Genomic DNA, 17183 nt, shown 5'->3' with positions numbered 1-17183 from the left:
ACATCCCCTAGTGCCTATGCTCATCATGCATAGCCCCGAGCAAAACGTTGCAAGGCAGCACTTTGAGCCTCAGAGATCATGGCGAAGGTTTGCTTGAGATGCTTGCGCTCTAAGGAGCTCAGCTCCGACGGATCAAGATACGCACTGGGTTCCCCAGAGCTTTGCCAATGCTTACGCTGGGCCTGCAACCTGAGTTCATTGAGTTCTTCCCAAGCGTCCATTAGATTGCGAGCGATGTCTAAGCCGATGAGTTTTTCACGGGCAGCTTGTTCCAAGCGGTCTTTGGTCCCGACCCGATAGCGCTTACAACCCAAGCCATAGATCCGAGCTAAGTCATTGATCAATGCCAACCCTTGGTGTTTTAAATCAAGCTGGTGTTTATGCTCCCCAGAGGACTCCAGTAGAAAATTCCGAAAGAAGCCTATGGGAGGCTTAGCGACGGTGCCCGTTCGGGTCAAAGTGGCTAAAAACAAAGACGTTTTTGCGACTCGGTTTTGCATCCCTTCAATCAAGCGCGCAACCCCAGAGTCATCCCCATAAACACAGCGAATATCGAAAAAGATGCTGGCATTAAGCAGCGAGGAAGGGGAGCTGGCCTCTACCCATTTAGCAAACGCTGCTTCCCAGCCTGCTTCGGATAAGCGCCACTTGGGGTTGGACGCCATAATGTCTCCGGGACACGTGCGCACGCCACATGCGGCCAAGCCTTCACACACAAACGTAGCCAATTTAGCAAAGTAAGTGGCTTGTTCGGCGTTAGGTTCTTGAGACAACATCATGCCATTGTCCTGATCACTTCCTAATGACTGATCTTTACGAGCCTGGGAACCAAACACCAAAAATTGGAACGAAAACGGTGGCCGACCAAATTGATCGAAGCCAAGGGCAATTAAACGGCGGGTTAAGCTGTCACTGATCGCGGCAATAACACTGCCAATATCTGAGGTTTTCATATCCGTGAGGATCAAGTTCACAATTAAGGTCGGAAGCTGCTGACAGGCCTGTTTTAGGCCATCTACCGTGTTTTGTCGGTTAATCTGATTAATTAACAATAACGGACTCAACTCTTGGTGGCGCAGTAAGTCTGCTGCGGTCACCATACCTAAAGGAGTCTTGTCTGTGTCTATGATGGGCAAGTGGTGAATATTCTTCTCGCTCATCAGGGTTTGGGCGTGCATGACCAAACTGTTGCTGTCCATGGCCGCTGGGTCGCGGGTCATGATGTCCGATAATGGCAAATCCGCAGACGCGCCAACCGCAAGCACTCGCGAACGTAAGTCTCGGTCCGTAACGATACCGACCAATGCCTTATCCTCTACTACTAAGATGGAGCTGACACGGGATTCTGTCATTTTAGCGGCCGCTTGTTGAACGGTACTGTCCACATGAGCCGTTACTAAGTTTTGGGTCATCACCTGATGTATAGGAGTGGAAAGCTGCAGAGCTGGAGTGGCTAAGTCTGTCGCGTGAGCACGGGATAATTTTCGTAAACGACTGGAACGGGTATGGGTGAAAAACACCGCAAAGTCTTCGCTTTCTTGGATAAGGGTTTGAAAGCCTGATTTTTTAAAACGGTAGATCAAGCTGTCTTCAAGGGCAACCACCTGCAAGCCATCGGGGTTTTGCTCTAGTACGCTGGCCACCCCAAAACAATCCCCATCTGCCAACTTATCCACTAAAGCGCCTTGGGCAGACCGGATCTCACAGGCACCACGCCGAATAAGATGTAACGTGGCTTTTTCACCCTCTAGGTTGAGCTTTTCCCCTTGGCGAGCATAGGTGAGCTCCACGCCTGCAAGCAATTGCTTTTGCTGCACGGCAGTGAGCCCAGAAAAAGGCGGTGTGGCATCGATAAATTTTAGAACTTCAGGAATGTCTATGGCAGCCATGTCAGCGCACCTGTTCATTATTGTTATGACAATAAAGATACGATGTGCGCTAGATTGTTACCACCTTTTCCCAAGAAGTTCGACTATGGTCTAAGCAGGTTGCTCAATGTATCAATGGCTGCTGTGATAGCGGTTACGGCCGGAATTTTTAGCGCCATAAAGGGCATCATCGGCGCGAGTTATCATGGAATCGATGGTATCTTCAGGTTGGTAAACCGCCAGCCCCACACTGACAGAGGTTTCGATCATCTGACCATCTAGTACGTCAAATTTAGCGCTTTTGACGATCTTCACTAGGCTTTCAACACAATGCTCGACTTCCGCTTGATCGGAGTGGGAAAACACCACAAGAAATTCTTCGCCGCCCCAGCGAGCCACATGACCAAGTTCCCCGACCGATTGCTCGATCAAATGCCCAACCGCAATCAAGACTTCATCACCCACTAAGTGTCCGTGCTCGTCGTTAATGCGTTTGAAGTAATCGATGTCGATCATGGCCAGCTTCAATTGCTCTGGTCGGTGATCAAACTCTCGCTTCAACAGGCGCAGCATTTTTCGACGATTTGGCAGTCCAGTTAAAGTGTCCATTAAGGACGCATGCTCAAGCTCTAGGTTCGCTTCTCGCAGGGCGGTTTGATAACGGTCAGAAATGCGAGTAATTTTCTCCAGTTGGCGAATATGCTTGTCAAAGCGCTCACCTAAAGTTTTCTCACGCTTGAGCATCATGTCTTGGTAAGCGTCTGAAACACGCACCATCTGCTCTACTCGATTCCACTGATCCTGATTGTAATCCCATAGATCAGCCAGTATCTGGTGCAATGGGTGATCCGAATACTCCACCGCCCCCAAGGCATCCGTTACACGCTTTTCAAGGTCCTTAATGTTTGATTTCATTCTTGGCCTATTATGTTAAAGGCAAAAGTACAATCTTCTTTAAACTCTTCTGCCAATTCAGCAACCCTTTCATTGTCTACATCATAGTGCCAATTGACGGTCACTTCACGTCCACCATGGTGAGCATCTTCAAACTCATCAAAGATATCCATCATCACTTTGATACTGCTGGTGTTGAGGTACAAGAGGGACAACTCTAAGGTGAGAGGACGGTCATTTTGCTTTAGGAATTCATCCACCCACGCCACTAAGTCTCCGTAAAATTCAAAGGAGTTTTCAGGGTAAGAGTCCCCTTCCATGTACACAATGCCACGACCAGTATCTGTCTCAATCAAAGGGGTTGATTGGGTTGGCGCTATTTTTAAATCATTCATCTTGGTTATCTCAAATTTGTACGCTTACACTAAAGTAGGCTTTAGTCTCATCAATTGCTTTGACCGATGCGGCCATTGGCGCGGTGGCCTTACGCGCCATATCTATTAATCCTAAGCCTGCCCCACTGATGGCATTTTCATCCCTTGGTTTACGCAGCTGCTCTTTGTAGACTTTCTTTAGCTCAGCTTTGTCTAGGGAGCTTAATGCTTCAATTTTCGCCACCAGAGCTTCGCCGTCTTCCAGACGCACAAGGTTACCTGCTGAAATATGGTAATGATCATTTTTGAAGCTCACGACGACGGTGGCGGTTTCGGCACCACCAATCGGAGACTGGGCCGCATAGTGACGAATATTTTGTGTCAGCTCTATATACACGGCAAAAACATCCAATGCGGCGGCGGGAGAAGCCTGTTCACTCTTAAGGTAATTGCGAAGAGCGTTTCCAATCTCTTCTATCAAACTACGGGAGATCGGCCCATTGAAGCACAACAGAATTTTTTCATCGTCAAAGCGCGCTCGCAGCTCATATAAATCCGGTGCAAACATATCAATCCTCCCCTTCACCATTCATCCATTTCTCGAAACGAAATGACAATACGGTAATGTCATCCCGTTGCGGTAAATCCCCCATGTAGGCATCCAGAGCGTCGGTAAACGCGCCAGCCTGCTCTGAGAGAGGTTTTTGTGCATTGTCCATTAATAGCTGTTCAAAACGCTTGTTGCCAAAGCCAAAACGTTTCTCGCCGCCAGCCTGATCTAGGTAGCCATCGGTGGTCATGTAATAGGTCCAACCAGACAAAGGCAAGTCCACGTTCTCATATTCCCCTTGCTTACGATCCCCTATGGCTCGCTTGGCACCGGAGTACTTTAACACCTGTTTGCCGTCACTGGCATGCAACGAAATCTTAGCGCCGCAGAATCGCAGCTCTGAACTCTTGTTACCAATAAATACCAATCCTACGTCGGCATTTGTCGCAACGGAGGCATTAGTAGAGTCATCATTCAACATTGATCGAATGGTTGAATCGATAGAATATAACAGTTTTGCGGGGTCTGCGATCCCTAGCTCATTAATGGCTTTATCAATCGCCGCTCGCATGAGCATTGTCATTAATGCTCCCGGAACACCGTGGCCAGCACAATCCACTACCCCCAGCAAACACCCTTGCTCATTGGTGTGGAACACATAGAAGTCTCCCCCCACAATGTCTCGCGGACGCCATACGACACTGTGATGGTCCCCTAAAAACTGCTGCAATTGTCCATCTGGTAAAATGGCTTTTTGAATCAGGCTAGCATAATCAATAGAAGCGCCAATTTTTCGGTTAACCGCTTGAATCTCTTCGTGGCTGTTTTCCAGCTCTCTGGTTCGCTCCTTAACCCTTAGCTCCAACTCACTCGTATGGCTTTCCACCTGCTGCGCCATCAGGTTAAAGGTGCGACTCAAATCACCAATCTCATCATCAAACTTGACCGGTAATCGTACATCATAGGAGCCTTGGGAAATGGCCTTGGCGGATTGCTGTAATTGACGAATGGGCTGCAACACTAGACGATCTACAGCCAAGCCAAAGAACACTAATACCACCAACAACAACAGCGCAAATACCACGCCCACGCCCATGATAAGGTCGGTATTCAGTAAGCGTACTTTCGCAAGGTTAACGCTGGTGGCAATCAACCAGTTTAACTCCGGCATATAACGCAGGCTTAGAATGTAATCTTCTTGATTGAACTTCACCTTGATGGTTTCTACCTCAAAGGAGCTCTTGGCTTTCGCCACTGCGGCTCTTAGACGCTCAAGGGACTCGGGCTCATCCACTAGCTGGTAAATGGTCTCCCCATCATCTCCACCAGCGATTCCATCAATGGATACAAAACTCGAATTTGCATGCGCTTCAATGCTTCCGGTAGTGCCATTCACCACAAAGGGTTGCACTCCAGGTTGTGGGGATGCAGCAAAATCTGCGATAAATTTGCCAAGGGCAAACCCAGTCCCTGCAATACCAAGAAACTCTCCGTCCTTACGCACCTGCACGTTGAGCCAGATATTGGTTTTGTCTAGGTACTCATTCAGGTCCACATTAATGTCGTAGGGCTTATCTTGTTTCCGGGTGAGGAAATACCACTTGTTGGCAGGAACCGTTTCATCGATGTAATACTGGGCAGGACCACCCACGGGTAGGTAGTCATCATAGAAGTAATATTGCAGGTCTTTGTCCGAGGCGATAAACACCGCACCACCTTCGAATCCTTTTTGAAAAGACGCAATATCTTCCATAGCACTGGCTCTGGCGGTCTGATCAGAGGGCTCACTCAGCCAATTTTTCAGAGAGCTTAGATCTGCAAATCGCTGTGCTAAGGACAACTCACGAATCATAGGAGTCAGGATTTTTTGGTAATTGAGCTCCGTATAACTTTCAGAATAGGTCGTCGCTGAATATTGCCGACCTTCCGTGATGACGTACCATCCCATAGCTATAGCTAAGCCAATGGCTAAAAGACCCGCCATGATTAATACCAATAGCGATTTCCACCTCAAACCCCAACGTGCCACGAGCTTTTCTTCCTTCTAAAAATCAGTTGGGCGCTACTCTACGTCCACTGTATTGCGATATAAGGACAACATATCCTCAACAGGCATTGGCCGAGCCAAGCCAAAACCTTGGAAAAGATCACAACCTTTATCATTCAGCCACTTAAATTGCGGGTCTGTTTCAACCCCTTCGGCGATCACTTCCATACCAAGACTATGGCCCAGACTGATAATGGATTCTGCTAGGGAGGCGTTCTTGGCGCCTTGTTCTATATTGGCCACAAAGGATTGATCGATCTTCAATTGATCGATTGGCAAACGATGTAAATAGCTTAAAGAGGAGTAACCGGTACCAAAGTCATCCAAGGAAATCAGCACGCCAATGGCCTTCAAGGCTTCCATTTTAGCAATGATATCCTGCTCATCATGGGCCAACATGCTTTCCGTCAGCTCAAGCTGTAGGCTATTTGCAGGGACATTGTATTCTTTTAGGATACGCTGCACTTGGTCCACAAAATCGTCTTGAGAAAACTGCACGGCACTCACGTTTACCGACAAGATGAAAGCTGTCATTTCCTGTTTCTGCCATTGGGCAATCCAAGCACAAGCAACGCGCAGCACCCATTCGCCAATTGGCAGAATCAGTCGACTTTCCTCCGCTACAGGTATAAAGACCCCTGGAGATACCATGCCCCGCTCAGGGTGATGCCAGCGTAATAAGGCTTCTGCCCCAACCATTTCTCTCATGCCATTCCACTGGGGCTGAACAAACAATTGCAACTCATCATGCTCTAAGGCGTGGCGTAAATCACTTTCTAATTGAACCCGCGCCAGAACCCGCTCTTGCATACTGGCTTTGTAGAAGCAGTATTGGGAGCGCCCAGTGTTTTTGGCTTCATACATAGCCAACTCTGACTGTTTGATGACTTCAAGAGGATCTTCACTGGCTTCATCCATGATGGCAATACCAATACTCACGGTCACCTGATAATCATTACCTTCCAATACAAATGGACGCTCAAAGGCTTTAAATACTTTACGAGCCACATGCCCAGCTCGATACACTAGACGATCAGGGTTAACGGATACATCCACGTCTTCTAACAGCAATATGAATTCATCACCACCAAAACGAGCCACAGTATCTTTTGCTCGTGTGGCATCCGAAAGTCGTTTCGCCACCTCTTGCAACAATTGATCGCCCGCTTTATGCCCCCAGACATCGTTTACATCTTTAAAGTGGTCCAAGTCGATAAACAACACGGCCGTTTGGCGGTTATACAGCCCTTTATCCTGCATCATGAAGTTCATACCTTCGATCAGCAAGTTGCGATTTGCTAGACGAGTTAAACTATCGTAGTAATTAAGCTGACGAATTTTACGCTCAGATGCTTTGCTCTCTGAAATGTCTCTAAAAGTCGCCACATAGTGACTGACTTTATTCTGTTGATCCAACACAGTGGAAATACTGAGCCACTCAGGATACACCTCGCCGTTTTTCCTGCGGTTCCAGATTTCTCCTTCCCAGCTGCCGGTTTCTTCCAACTGGCTGAACATTGCCTGATAAAACGTAGCGTCATGGCGACCAGAGCTAAACACACTTGGGGATTGGCCTATGACCTCTTCTTCCCGATAACCAGAGATGCGTTCGAAGGCTTTGTTTACCTTGATTATATGGTTGTCTTTATCACTGATGAGAATGCCATCCTGTGTCTCAAACGCCGTCGCAGCGACACGAAGTTGCTCTTCCGCATCTTGGCGCACAGTAATGTCCCTTAGCAGTACAACATAGCTTTGATGGTGCTCAAGGTTATCTGCTTGGTTACAGACCACAGATACTTCAAACCAGCTATTCACCTCGCCTATGGTTAGGTTAAATACCGCCCCCCTGTGACTCCCATTGCGCAAAGCTTCAGCAAATGAGTTATCTAGCACAACCGCCGCTTCATGGGGCAAGTGAGCAGAAAAATGCTCCCCCACTTTGAAGCAATTGTAGATCTCAGCTTCATCACTGGGCACATGTAAATCTGTGACTGTGCCGTTAGCGCATATTTCAATTAAAGGGTCGGGGATAGCCGTCAAGGTACTAGACAAACGCCTAGCAGTAGAAAGTGCTTGCTGGGTTTTCTCGGACAGCAAAAACGCTAGCTGCTGTTTTTGCTCATGCATGCGACAGGCCAAAAAGACGAATCGCGCTATGACGCCAGCCACCAACAGCGAAACGACAACGTACATACCAATCAGAGAGTTAGGAACCCAACCATCAACTGGCACGGCCTGAAGCTGCCACTGCACATTGGGCAGCTCTAAAAACACCGATACAGGCTCATCAAACCCATTACTCACCTGCTCAGATATCAAAATCTCTTCAGGTAAATCTGTTCGGGATAGCCGGTAGGAAAAGCCCTGTTCAAAGAGACCGCCCAAGTTCACCGACGTCAACAGGGGCTCAATCTTAATCACAGTATTGGTGAAGCCCCAAAACTGATCCTCTCCCCCCCAGCGATCTTCGATCAGCACAGGTAAACGAGCAATGACCCCTTGCCCTCCTTGCACTAGATCAACCGGCCCTGTAAGAATCATTTCTTGTTTGGTAAACGCTCGGCGCGCTTCTTCTCCCTGAGCCAAGTCTTTCAGTTGATTAAAACCAATCACTTGCTCATTTCCTTCCATTGGATATACCTGGTCAACAATGCCATTTGGAGATAAAGCAAAGTTGTTTACTTCTGGGTAAATACGATGAAGGGACTGGGCGACTCGGGGGAACCATCGCGTAAAACCGCCAAATTCATGGATAAGGCTGGCTAAGGCATAATTACTTGAAAGGGTATGTTCTAAAAGACTTTGTAGATGATAGGCGTGAGTTTGGACAAGAGACACAGCCTTCGCTCGTTCAGTACGAACATGCTGTTCTTTTAGGACAGTCGAAATATACAGTCCGATGGCACCGGCCAACAGAAAAACGACCACGCTTAAAGACAAAGCGTGTCGGGATATTCTTTTCTTAAATGGATCACTCATAGTGACAACATAAACCCAAACATAGCCAAAATTTAGCGATCCATGCGTGATGCAAAATATGCTATCCAGAATGAGCAAAATACAGGCATTTGCAACTTAATGCTGTAATAGTATGTAAGCACTCTGCCAAACATTACCACTAAGTTCGCAACTAACAGCCTACCTTTGCCCAATTGAAAATAGACACTTTACTTAGCACCGCGTCAAAAATCTTTATTTATCAGTATATTAAAAGAAATCTAACTCTCAAATAAAGCGCTAATCCAAAACATTGATTACAGAATCATTTAATAACTATACATTTCAATACACTTGGAATGCTAATTATTAAAGAGCGAGTAACTGGAAACAACAACTTAGACCCAGCACACCTTTCAAATACTTTTCCCCTAAAAATGATGACAATTTGCGGCACCCAGCAGTAGCTTGAAAACAAGGCCACTTAATTAAGTCAGAGCTTAAAAACCATCCACTTCATTATCCACAGCTCGAAATAACTTCTAACTTGACCCTAGCTGATTGAAAAGAAAGCAGTTTTATACCTCAACAAGGAATTGAGCAAATAGCAACCAGTCATGTGATTCAATTTATCCACAAACTGATACTATTTTGTGGCCATAAAAAAAGGAAGCCGGAGCTTCCTATTTTTGACGCTTCTAAATGACCCACTGTTAGCGTTTTGGTGCATCAGATAAGATCGTCGGCTTCACAAGCCATTCATGTCCTTTTAGCATGCCATTCCAATAGATCCATGGCAGAGTCTTTTCCTTTAATAGCCAAGCAAGATAGGACGGCTGTGTACCATCAATGAACCATTTTGGAAAAGACGGCTTCACCTTACCGCCATAAGTAAACTCCGCCAGTACAATTTTTCCTCGCTCTACCGTTAATGGACAGGAGCCATAACCATCGTAAAGAGCGTAAGGTGACTGCGTTGCCAAAACTGACAACACATTTTCCGCAACAACAGGCGCTTGGGCGCGCACTGCCGCAGCCGTTTTAGCATTCGGTGTATTACAACCATCCCCTAACCCAAAAATATTCTTGTAACGCTTATGCTGCAAGGTGTCTTGATACACATCTACCCAACCCGCCTCATCCGCCAAGGGACTGTCTTTAATAAAGTCTGGGGCACACTGAGGTGGGCACACATGCAACATATCAAAGGACTTCTCTACTCGCTCTTTATTACCATCAGCGTTTGTTACTTCAAAGGTGGCAACCTGATGCTCACCATCCACCGCAACCAGGGTCTCCCCAAGATTTAATTGAATACCGTATTTATCAATGTACCCCATCAAGGCTGGCACATAATCCGCCACCCCAAATAGCACACCGCCAGCGTTACAGAATTCGACATCGATATCCTTCAAAACTCCCTGACGCTGCCATTCGCTACAGGATAAATACATGGCTTTTTGTGGCGCACCAGCACACTTGATGGGCATAGGAGGCTGAGTAAAAATAGCCTTGCCACGCTTCAGCTTTTGCACGTTTTCCCACGTGTACGGAGCCGTTTCCCATTGATAATTGGAGGTCACACCATTTTTACCCAAGGTCTCTTTTAAGCCTGGAATCGCCTCCCAATTCAGTTTTAATCCAGGAGACACCACTAATACGCCGTAAGAAATAGACTCTCCATTGGCCAGCACCACCGCCCGATCATCGGGTAAAAATGTGGTCACTGACGCCTCATAATGGGTAACGGATTTAGGTACGACAGAAGCCATCGGTCGACGGGTCACAGCAGCTTTGAAAACGCCCCCTCCAACCATAGTCCAGCCCGGCTGATAGGAGTGCTCTTTCGCAGGGTCAATCACAGCAATATCGATACTGGGGCGGCGCTTTAATAGACTCGCCGCAACCGCTAAACCACCGGCTCCAGCTCCGATGATAACCACTTCATGATGTTTATTATTAGACATTTGAAACTCTCCGATTATTCTGCAACCCGGTCAATTAAACCGGACATGTTGTAGCCTGAAGACTCTGCCAATGAGAGCAACTCGGCACGGGATTTATGCTCTGGATTGGACAAAGTCCATAGGGAGAGGCTGCGAGTACCTGTGCGACAATACGCCAACACCTTGCCCTCCAAGGTTCCTATTAATTCACCAAATTGAGCGATGGATGTGTCAGAAAATACCCCCGGAGAGACAGGCAAAAAATAGAACTGTATGCCCAAGGCTTTTGCCACAGATTCAATTTTGTCACTGTTAACCTGACCTTCACCTTCGTTGTCAGGCCTATTGCAGATAATGTGCTGAACCCCTTCTTCAGACAGGCGACTCAAGTCCGCTGGCATAAGTTGCTCAGCCACATAAAAATCATTTGTGATACGTTTCATAGTTGGCTCCAAAGGGTTCAATAAGGGCATTAATAGACGCCCCAACCTTAAATAACATTATGGAATAAGCTTATAACATTAGGATAATTTAATATTAAATTATCCGATCAATAAATCACAGGCCCTGTGACAAAAAATTGCAATCCACTACTTAGAACCCCATGTGAGGCATGCGATTTATTTCGTTTAAATCATGCTTTTTATGCATAACAGACAAATCAAAAATCTTTAATAAGTTGTTTATTTTCAATTATTTAAAAAAATTCCCACCCATCAAAAAATCATTTCAAACGCCTCATCTACGCCAACCTATATCCACCCTAAAAAATAACTATTCCCCTTGATCTATGATTCTCGCTAGTCTGCTTCCATCGTTTATAAAGTAGAAAAGCACATACCCATGACTATGACATTTTCAGACACCCCCATTGATGCAGATGCGGTTTCCCACTGTTTAGAGCAATCCGGTATTCAGTCCATGGCCCGAGCGGGGATTCGAGAGCTGGTTTCCCTCGTCAATAAAATCGAGGCCCAGACAGGTACCCAATACGTGCGCATGGAGATGGGAGTGCCGGGGTTACCAGCTCCTGAGATTGGCATCGCTGCGGAAGCTGAGGCATTGCGACAAGGCGTAGGGTCAAAATACCCCATGATTGAGGGCGTTCCGGCTCTTAAATCGGAAATCAGCCGCTTTTGTAAGCAGTTTTTAAATATTGATGTGACACCAGAGACCTGCTTCCCTACAGTTGGGGCGGCTCAAGGGGCGTTGGCCATGTTTGTAGTTGGCAACCGAATCAGAGAACAGGGCGCCACTCTCTTTATCGATCCTGGGTTTCCCAATCAAAAACGCCAGTTATCCATGATCAACCAAAAATGGGGCAGCTTTGATGTGTACAACTACCGTGGTGAAGCCTTGCGTGATGAGCTTGAAAAGCACCTCTCAACAGGAGACTACACCACTCTTTTATACTCCAACCCAAATAACCCCGCTTGGATTTGCTTCAACGAGGAAGAGCTGAAAATCATCGCGGACGTGACCAAACGTTATGATGTGATCGTGATTGAGGATCTGGCTTACTTTGGGATGGATTATCGCTCTGATTATTCGGTACCAGGGGAAGCCCCTTATCAACCGACCATTGCTCACTATACGGATCAATACGCTCTTTTGATCTCTAGCTCCAAAGTATTCAGTTATGCAGGTCAGCGCATTGGCAGCATGGTGATTTCCGAAGCGCTATTTAATCGCTCATTCCCAACACTAAAAACAACCCTAGGCAGCGAGCAATTCGGTAAAGCCATGGTGTTTGGAGCATTACACGGTTTGTCTTCAGGGGTGACCCATTCTACCCAGTACGGTCTGGCTGCCATGTTGAAAGCTGCCAACGATGGTGCGCTGCCATTTTTAAACCTTACCAAGGTGTACCAAGAGCGGGCAGAGAAGATGAAGCAGCTATTCATCGATAATGGTTTCAAGCTGGTGTATGACAGTGATAACGGAGAGCCACTCAGCGATGGCTTTTACTTCACCTTTCAATACCCAGGTCTTAGGGGCGACGAGCTACTGACAGCGCTCTTGTATCACGGCATCAGCGCCATCTCTTTAGCCAATACGGGCTCCGAACACATAAATGGTGCTCGGGCCTGTGTGTCCCAAGTTCAAGACCACCAACTAAAAGATTTAGCTGACCGTTTAGTACGCTTTAAAGCGCGCTTCCCCAGTTAATTCAAAGTTTTTGGAGTCACACAGCCTCCCTAAAATTGTGTGGCTCCAATTCTTGGGCATGTGTCGCTATAAGGCGTAAACACGCAGGGAAAACGTAGTGAAAAGACACATTTCACGCTAGTAACCCTAATACCTTTCTACTAAAATACCGCCTTTTCAAAATCGAGTCCGGCGGCCATGTTACAAACTCCTTATTACCTCATCGATAAAGCCAAACTTCTCAAGAATCTAGAGAAGATTGCTTACGTTCGCGAACACTCTGGCGCGAAATCTTTGTTGGCACTGAAATGTTTTGCAACCTGGTCGGTGTTTGACCTGATGCAAGAGTACATGGATGGCACCACGTCCTCGTCTTTGTACGAAGTGAAGCTTGGGAAACAGAAGTTTGCCGGTGAGACACACGCTTACAGTGTGGCCTACGCAGACAATGAAATTGAAGACGTCCTGGAAAACAGTGACAAGATCATCTTCAACACCATTGGCCAATTCGAACGTTTTAAAGAAGCCAGCCAAGGCAAAACCCGTGGCCTGCGAGTGAACCCTCAGGTGAGTACCTCTGAGTTCATTATCGCCGACCCTGCGCGCCCATTTAGCCGCCTTGGGGAATGGGATCCAAAGCGTATCGAAAGCGTTATTGATGAGATCTCTGGCTTCATGTTTCACAACAATTGTGAGAACAACAACTTTGATCGCTTCGACGAGATGCTAACCTTAATTGAAGAGCGCTTCGGCCACTTGATTGAAAAAATGCAGTGGATCAGCCTAGGTGGTGGTATTCACTTCACAGGAGAAGGCTACCCAATTGACCAGTTCTGTGCGCGTTTAAAAGCGTTTTCAGACAAGTACGGCGTCCAAGTGTATCTTGAGCCAGGCGAAGCCTCTATTACTAAGAGCACGACATTGGAGGTCACCGTTTTAGACACCCTCTTTAACGGCAAAAATCTAGCCATTGTCGACAGCTCTATCGAAGCCCACATGCTGGATCTTTTGATCTACCGTGAAAGTGCGCGCATGTCTCCCTGTGACGGGGAACATGTATACATGATCTGTGGTAAATCTTGCCTAGCGGGCGATATCTTTGGTGAATTTAAATTCAACCATGAACTAAAAGTAGGCGACCGCATTTCCATTGAGGATGCTGCCGGCTACACCATGGTGAAGAAAAACTGGTTCAACGGCGTCAAGATGCCTTCCATCGCGGTGAAACAATTAGATGGCACCATTGAACTGGTTCGCGAATTTGATTACGACGACTTTATGCACAACCTTTCTTAATAAAGGTTGCTGCATCACTTCTAAACTGGAGAGTGTTCTACTATGAAAAAAAATGTACTCATCATTGGTGCTGGAGGGGTTGCACGCGTTGTGGCTCACAAATGCGCCCAACACAATGACACACTGGGCGATATCGCCATTGCCTCCCGCAGCGTTGCGAAATGCGAAGATATTGTTGCCAGTGTCCACGAGAAAGGCGCGCTAAAAGTTGAGGGCCGCATTCAGGCATATGCTCTTGACGCACTAGATGTTGCCGCAACGGTTAAATTGATCCAAGACACGAACTCTCAGATCGTGATCAACGTGGGTTCAGCCTTCATCAACATGTCGGTACTCGAAGCCTGCATGGAAACGGGCGTAGCTTACCTAGACACAGCCATCCATGAAGACCCAGCGAAAATCTGTGAAACACCACCATGGTACGCAAACTATGAATGGAAACGTCGCGAAGCATGTAAAGAGAAAGGCGTGACCGCAATCCTTGGCGTAGGTTTTGATCCGGGTGTAGTAAACGCCTATGCCGCCCTAGCGTACAACCACTACTTTGACAGCGTAAGCGATATCGACATTATCGACATCAACGCAGGTAGCCATGGAAAATACTTCGCGACTAACTTCGACCCAGAGATCAACTTCCGTGAATTTACCGGTGTTGTGTACTCTTGGCAGAATCGCGAGTGGAACGTCAACAAAATGTTTGAAGTAAGCCGTACCGACGATCTACCTGTCGTAGGTCAGCAAACGTCTTACATGAGTGGCCACGACGAAGTGCACTCTATTTCTCAAAACCTAGACGTACCAAACGTACGCTTCTGGATGGGCTTTGGTGAACACTACATCAACGTCTTCACGGTACTACAAAGCCTAGGTCTACTGTCTGAGCAGCCAGTTAAAACGGCAGAAGGTCTAGAAGTAGTTCCTCTTAAAGTCGTCAAAGCAGTCTTGCCTGATCCTTCTTCTCTTGCACCAGATTACACAGGTAAAACTTGTATCGGTGACAAGGTTAAAGGCATCAAAGATGGTGAAGAAAAAGAAGTCTTCATCTACAACGTTGCCGACCACAAAGACGCTTACAACGAAGTGGGCAGCCAAGGTATCTCTTACACGGCGGGCGTACCACCTGTCGCAGCAGCCATCCTGGTTGCCAACGGTACTTGGGACTGCGCAGAAATGCGTAACGTTGAGCAGCTAGACCCTCGCCCATTCCTCGGTCTATTGAACGAGATGGGGCTACCTACTCGCATCAAAGACGAAAACGGCGACCGTCCATTCGAATATCAGGCATAATTTCCAATGCCTTGAACCTAAAAGCCCAGCTCATGCTGGGCTTTTTTTATCGCTCACTTAAATACTCACATCTTTCAATAGTTGCGCTCCCGGACCTTGCTCAGCAACCACATCATCGGGGTTGCGCAATGGGCACTCTTCTAGAGATAAACAACCGCAGCCTATACACCCTTCCATTTGATCGCGAAGCTGTAACAAGTTGTTAATCCTGTCATTTAACATCACATGCCACTCGAAACTAAGCACACGCCATTCTTCCGCCGTGATTTTGCTCTGCGGTAATGTATCTAGATGTTCTTTAATCATAGCAAGTGAGATTCCCGCTCGCTGGGCAATGCGAATTATCGCTATACGACGCAGGACAGATCGATGATAGCGCCGCTGGTTTCCGGTATTACGCGAACTTTGAATCAGCCCCTTACTTTCATAAAAATGCAGGGTCGAAACCGCAACACCACTGCGTTGAGCAACCTCTCCTACCCCTAATAATTTGTTTGTATTCATGGTAAGAAATGTCATTGACCTCAAGTATACTTGAGGTAATATTATCCCCGTCGGTATGCACACTCAAGTGCCTTTTATCCATTTATTTTCATTGGAGCCGACATGCATTGCACAAGCTTTCCTACCTATCCCGGCATTAACTTTGTCTATGCCATGCCCCCATTAGTAGTCTTTATCTCCTTCCTTGGAGGTGGCCTATGAGCGACCAAGATCTTAAGTCACCTCTAGAAATAAACCAATCTACACCTATATGGATCTTTGCTGTGACGGGGCTGGTGTTAGCTGGGATCTTTGGTGGTATGTACTACATGAAAAATTATCGACAAGCCCAAGCTCCGGTTTGGCAACCTCAATCCGTCCCCGTCACAGCTATGCAAGTTAGGCCAACAGACTTACCTATCACACTCGCAGCAATCGGCACTTTAAGTGCAGCAGAGCAAGTGCTGTTAGCAGCAGAAACCGCAGGGCGTGTTGCCAATATTCATTTCAAGTCAGGTGACAGTGTCGAGCAAGGAGCTCCCTTGATTACCTTAAACGATGCTACGGAACAAGCGGCCTTAAATGCTGCAAAAGCCAACGCCAAATTAGCCAAAAGCCAACTGGATCGCTCAGAACGTCTTGCCGAAACAGGTGTTGAACCCTTAGATGCATTACAAGTTCGCCGCTCCACTTATGACCAATCACAAGCAGAGGTAACACGTGTCGAAGCCGCTATTCGTCAGAAGAAAATTTTCGCACCTTTCGCTGGGGAATTAGGTATTCGCCAAGTCAACCTTGGGGAGTACTTAAGTTTAGGTCAGCATGTTGTTTCTTTAACGGCATTAGACACATTATTGGTGACTTTCTCCGTTCCACAACAAGTGCTTGCGGAGATAAAAACAGGTGCTCAGGTAAAATTAAAAACTGACGCTTATCCAAATCGTTCGTTTACAGCAAGGGTTAATGCTATTGAGCCACAAGTGGATCCAGAGACACGCAACATCCAAGTTCAAGCAACACTTGATAACTCCGACCATGCATTACGTCCAGGTATGTATGTCAACGCCTCACTTTCTTTGAATACCCGCAAACAAGCATTGCTTGTCCCGAACACAGCAATACAAACCTCAGCTCAAGGCTACAGCGCCGTCATTATCCGTGGCAGCGATCCCCGCAAAGAGGGCAATGCCGAAATCATCAGCGTGCAAGTTGGTAAACGTATAGGTAATCAAATGGAGGTAACCTCCGGCCTCAATGCTGGCGATGTCATTGTCACAGTGGGACAAAACCGCATTCAACCTGGTGCCGAAGTCGCCGTGTCTGAGTTGAAAGGGACTGAGGAATACTAGC

Annotated in this window: 13 protein-coding genes; 4 read left to right on the top strand and 9 right to left on the bottom strand. The window is 47.0% G+C overall.

The features are described from left to right. Window positions 1–23: 23 nt before the first annotated feature. The 8 genes from ACZ5DR_RS07440 to ACZ5DR_RS07405 all read right to left on the bottom strand — a co-directional run bounded on the left by ACZ5DR_RS07440 (window position 24) and on the right by ACZ5DR_RS07405 (window position 11062). A complete protein-coding gene (locus ACZ5DR_RS07440) occupies window positions 24–1889 on the bottom strand; it encodes a DUF294 nucleotidyltransferase-like domain-containing protein (RefSeq protein ID WP_377366573.1) in 1866 nt (621 codons plus the stop codon). 111 nt (window positions 1890–2000) lie between these two features. Then, on the bottom strand, window positions 2001–2783 hold the full coding sequence (locus ACZ5DR_RS07435; RefSeq protein WP_377366575.1) for a diguanylate cyclase: 783 nt from the start codon (window positions 2781–2783) through the stop codon (window positions 2001–2003). Beyond that, window positions 2780–3157 (bottom strand): biofilm regulation phosphoprotein SiaC, encoded by a 378-nt coding sequence (gene siaC / locus ACZ5DR_RS07430; RefSeq protein ID WP_377366576.1) that lies wholly within the window; start codon window positions 3155–3157, stop codon window positions 2780–2782. Before siaC ends, ACZ5DR_RS07435 begins: the two co-directional genes overlap by 4 nt. Before the next feature lie 10 nt (window positions 3158–3167). After that, window positions 3168–3704: a biofilm regulation protein kinase SiaB gene (gene siaB, locus ACZ5DR_RS07425; protein ID WP_377366578.1), complete on the bottom strand. Its 537-nt coding sequence runs from the start codon at window positions 3702–3704 to the stop codon at window positions 3168–3170. A 1-nt stretch (window position 3705) separates the two neighbouring features. After that, the gene (siaA, locus tag ACZ5DR_RS07420; protein ID WP_464543888.1) at window positions 3706–5670 is read right to left on the bottom strand and encodes a biofilm regulation protein phosphatase SiaA; all 1965 of its coding nucleotides are present in this window, start codon (window positions 5668–5670) and stop codon (window positions 3706–3708) included. A gap of 78 nt (window positions 5671–5748) precedes the next feature. Next, window positions 5749–8715 (bottom strand): bifunctional diguanylate cyclase/phosphodiesterase, encoded by a 2967-nt coding sequence (locus tag ACZ5DR_RS07415; RefSeq protein ID WP_377366582.1) that lies wholly within the window; start codon window positions 8713–8715, stop codon window positions 5749–5751. A gap of 671 nt (window positions 8716–9386) precedes the next feature. Continuing rightward, the gene (locus tag ACZ5DR_RS07410) at window positions 9387–10640 is read right to left on the bottom strand and encodes an NAD(P)/FAD-dependent oxidoreductase (RefSeq protein WP_377366584.1); all 1254 of its coding nucleotides are present in this window, start codon (window positions 10638–10640) and stop codon (window positions 9387–9389) included. Window positions 10641–10654: 14 nt separating this feature from the next. After that, window positions 10655–11062, bottom strand: coding sequence for a protein tyrosine phosphatase family protein (locus ACZ5DR_RS07405; RefSeq protein ID WP_377366586.1), 408 nt, complete (start codon window positions 11060–11062; stop codon window positions 10655–10657). Window positions 11063–11462: 400 nt separating this feature from the next. Between ACZ5DR_RS07405 and ACZ5DR_RS07400 the strand changes: the two genes are divergently transcribed. The 3 genes from ACZ5DR_RS07400 to ACZ5DR_RS07390 all read left to right on the top strand — a co-directional run bounded on the left by ACZ5DR_RS07400 (window position 11463) and on the right by ACZ5DR_RS07390 (window position 15350). Further along, window positions 11463–12788, top strand: a complete 1326-nt coding sequence (locus ACZ5DR_RS07400; RefSeq protein WP_377366588.1) for an aminotransferase class I/II-fold pyridoxal phosphate-dependent enzyme — start codon at window positions 11463–11465, stop codon at window positions 12786–12788. A 177-nt stretch (window positions 12789–12965) separates the two neighbouring features. Beyond that, on the top strand, window positions 12966–14063 hold the full coding sequence (gene nspC, locus ACZ5DR_RS07395) for a carboxynorspermidine decarboxylase (protein WP_377366590.1): 1098 nt from the start codon (window positions 12966–12968) through the stop codon (window positions 14061–14063). 42 nt (window positions 14064–14105) lie between these two features. After that, window positions 14106–15350, top strand: a complete 1245-nt coding sequence (locus tag ACZ5DR_RS07390) for a saccharopine dehydrogenase family protein (RefSeq protein WP_377366592.1) — start codon at window positions 14106–14108, stop codon at window positions 15348–15350. Window positions 15351–15407: 57 nt separating this feature from the next. On the opposite strand, the gene soxR is transcribed toward ACZ5DR_RS07390, so the two are convergent. Beyond that, complete coding sequence (soxR, locus tag ACZ5DR_RS07385; RefSeq protein WP_377366594.1) at window positions 15408–15854, bottom strand: redox-sensitive transcriptional activator SoxR; 447 nt, start codon at window positions 15852–15854, stop codon at window positions 15408–15410. Between the two features lie 197 nt (window positions 15855–16051). Here soxR and ACZ5DR_RS07380 point away from each other — a divergent pair, with 197 nt between their 5' ends. After that, on the top strand, window positions 16052–17182 hold the full coding sequence (locus tag ACZ5DR_RS07380) for an efflux RND transporter periplasmic adaptor subunit (RefSeq protein ID WP_377366597.1): 1131 nt from the start codon (window positions 16052–16054) through the stop codon (window positions 17180–17182). Window position 17183: the final 1 nt, after the last annotated feature.

Source organism: Marinomonas vaga (assembly GCF_055388305.1).
This window is presented reverse-complemented; position numbering and strand designations above follow the sequence as displayed.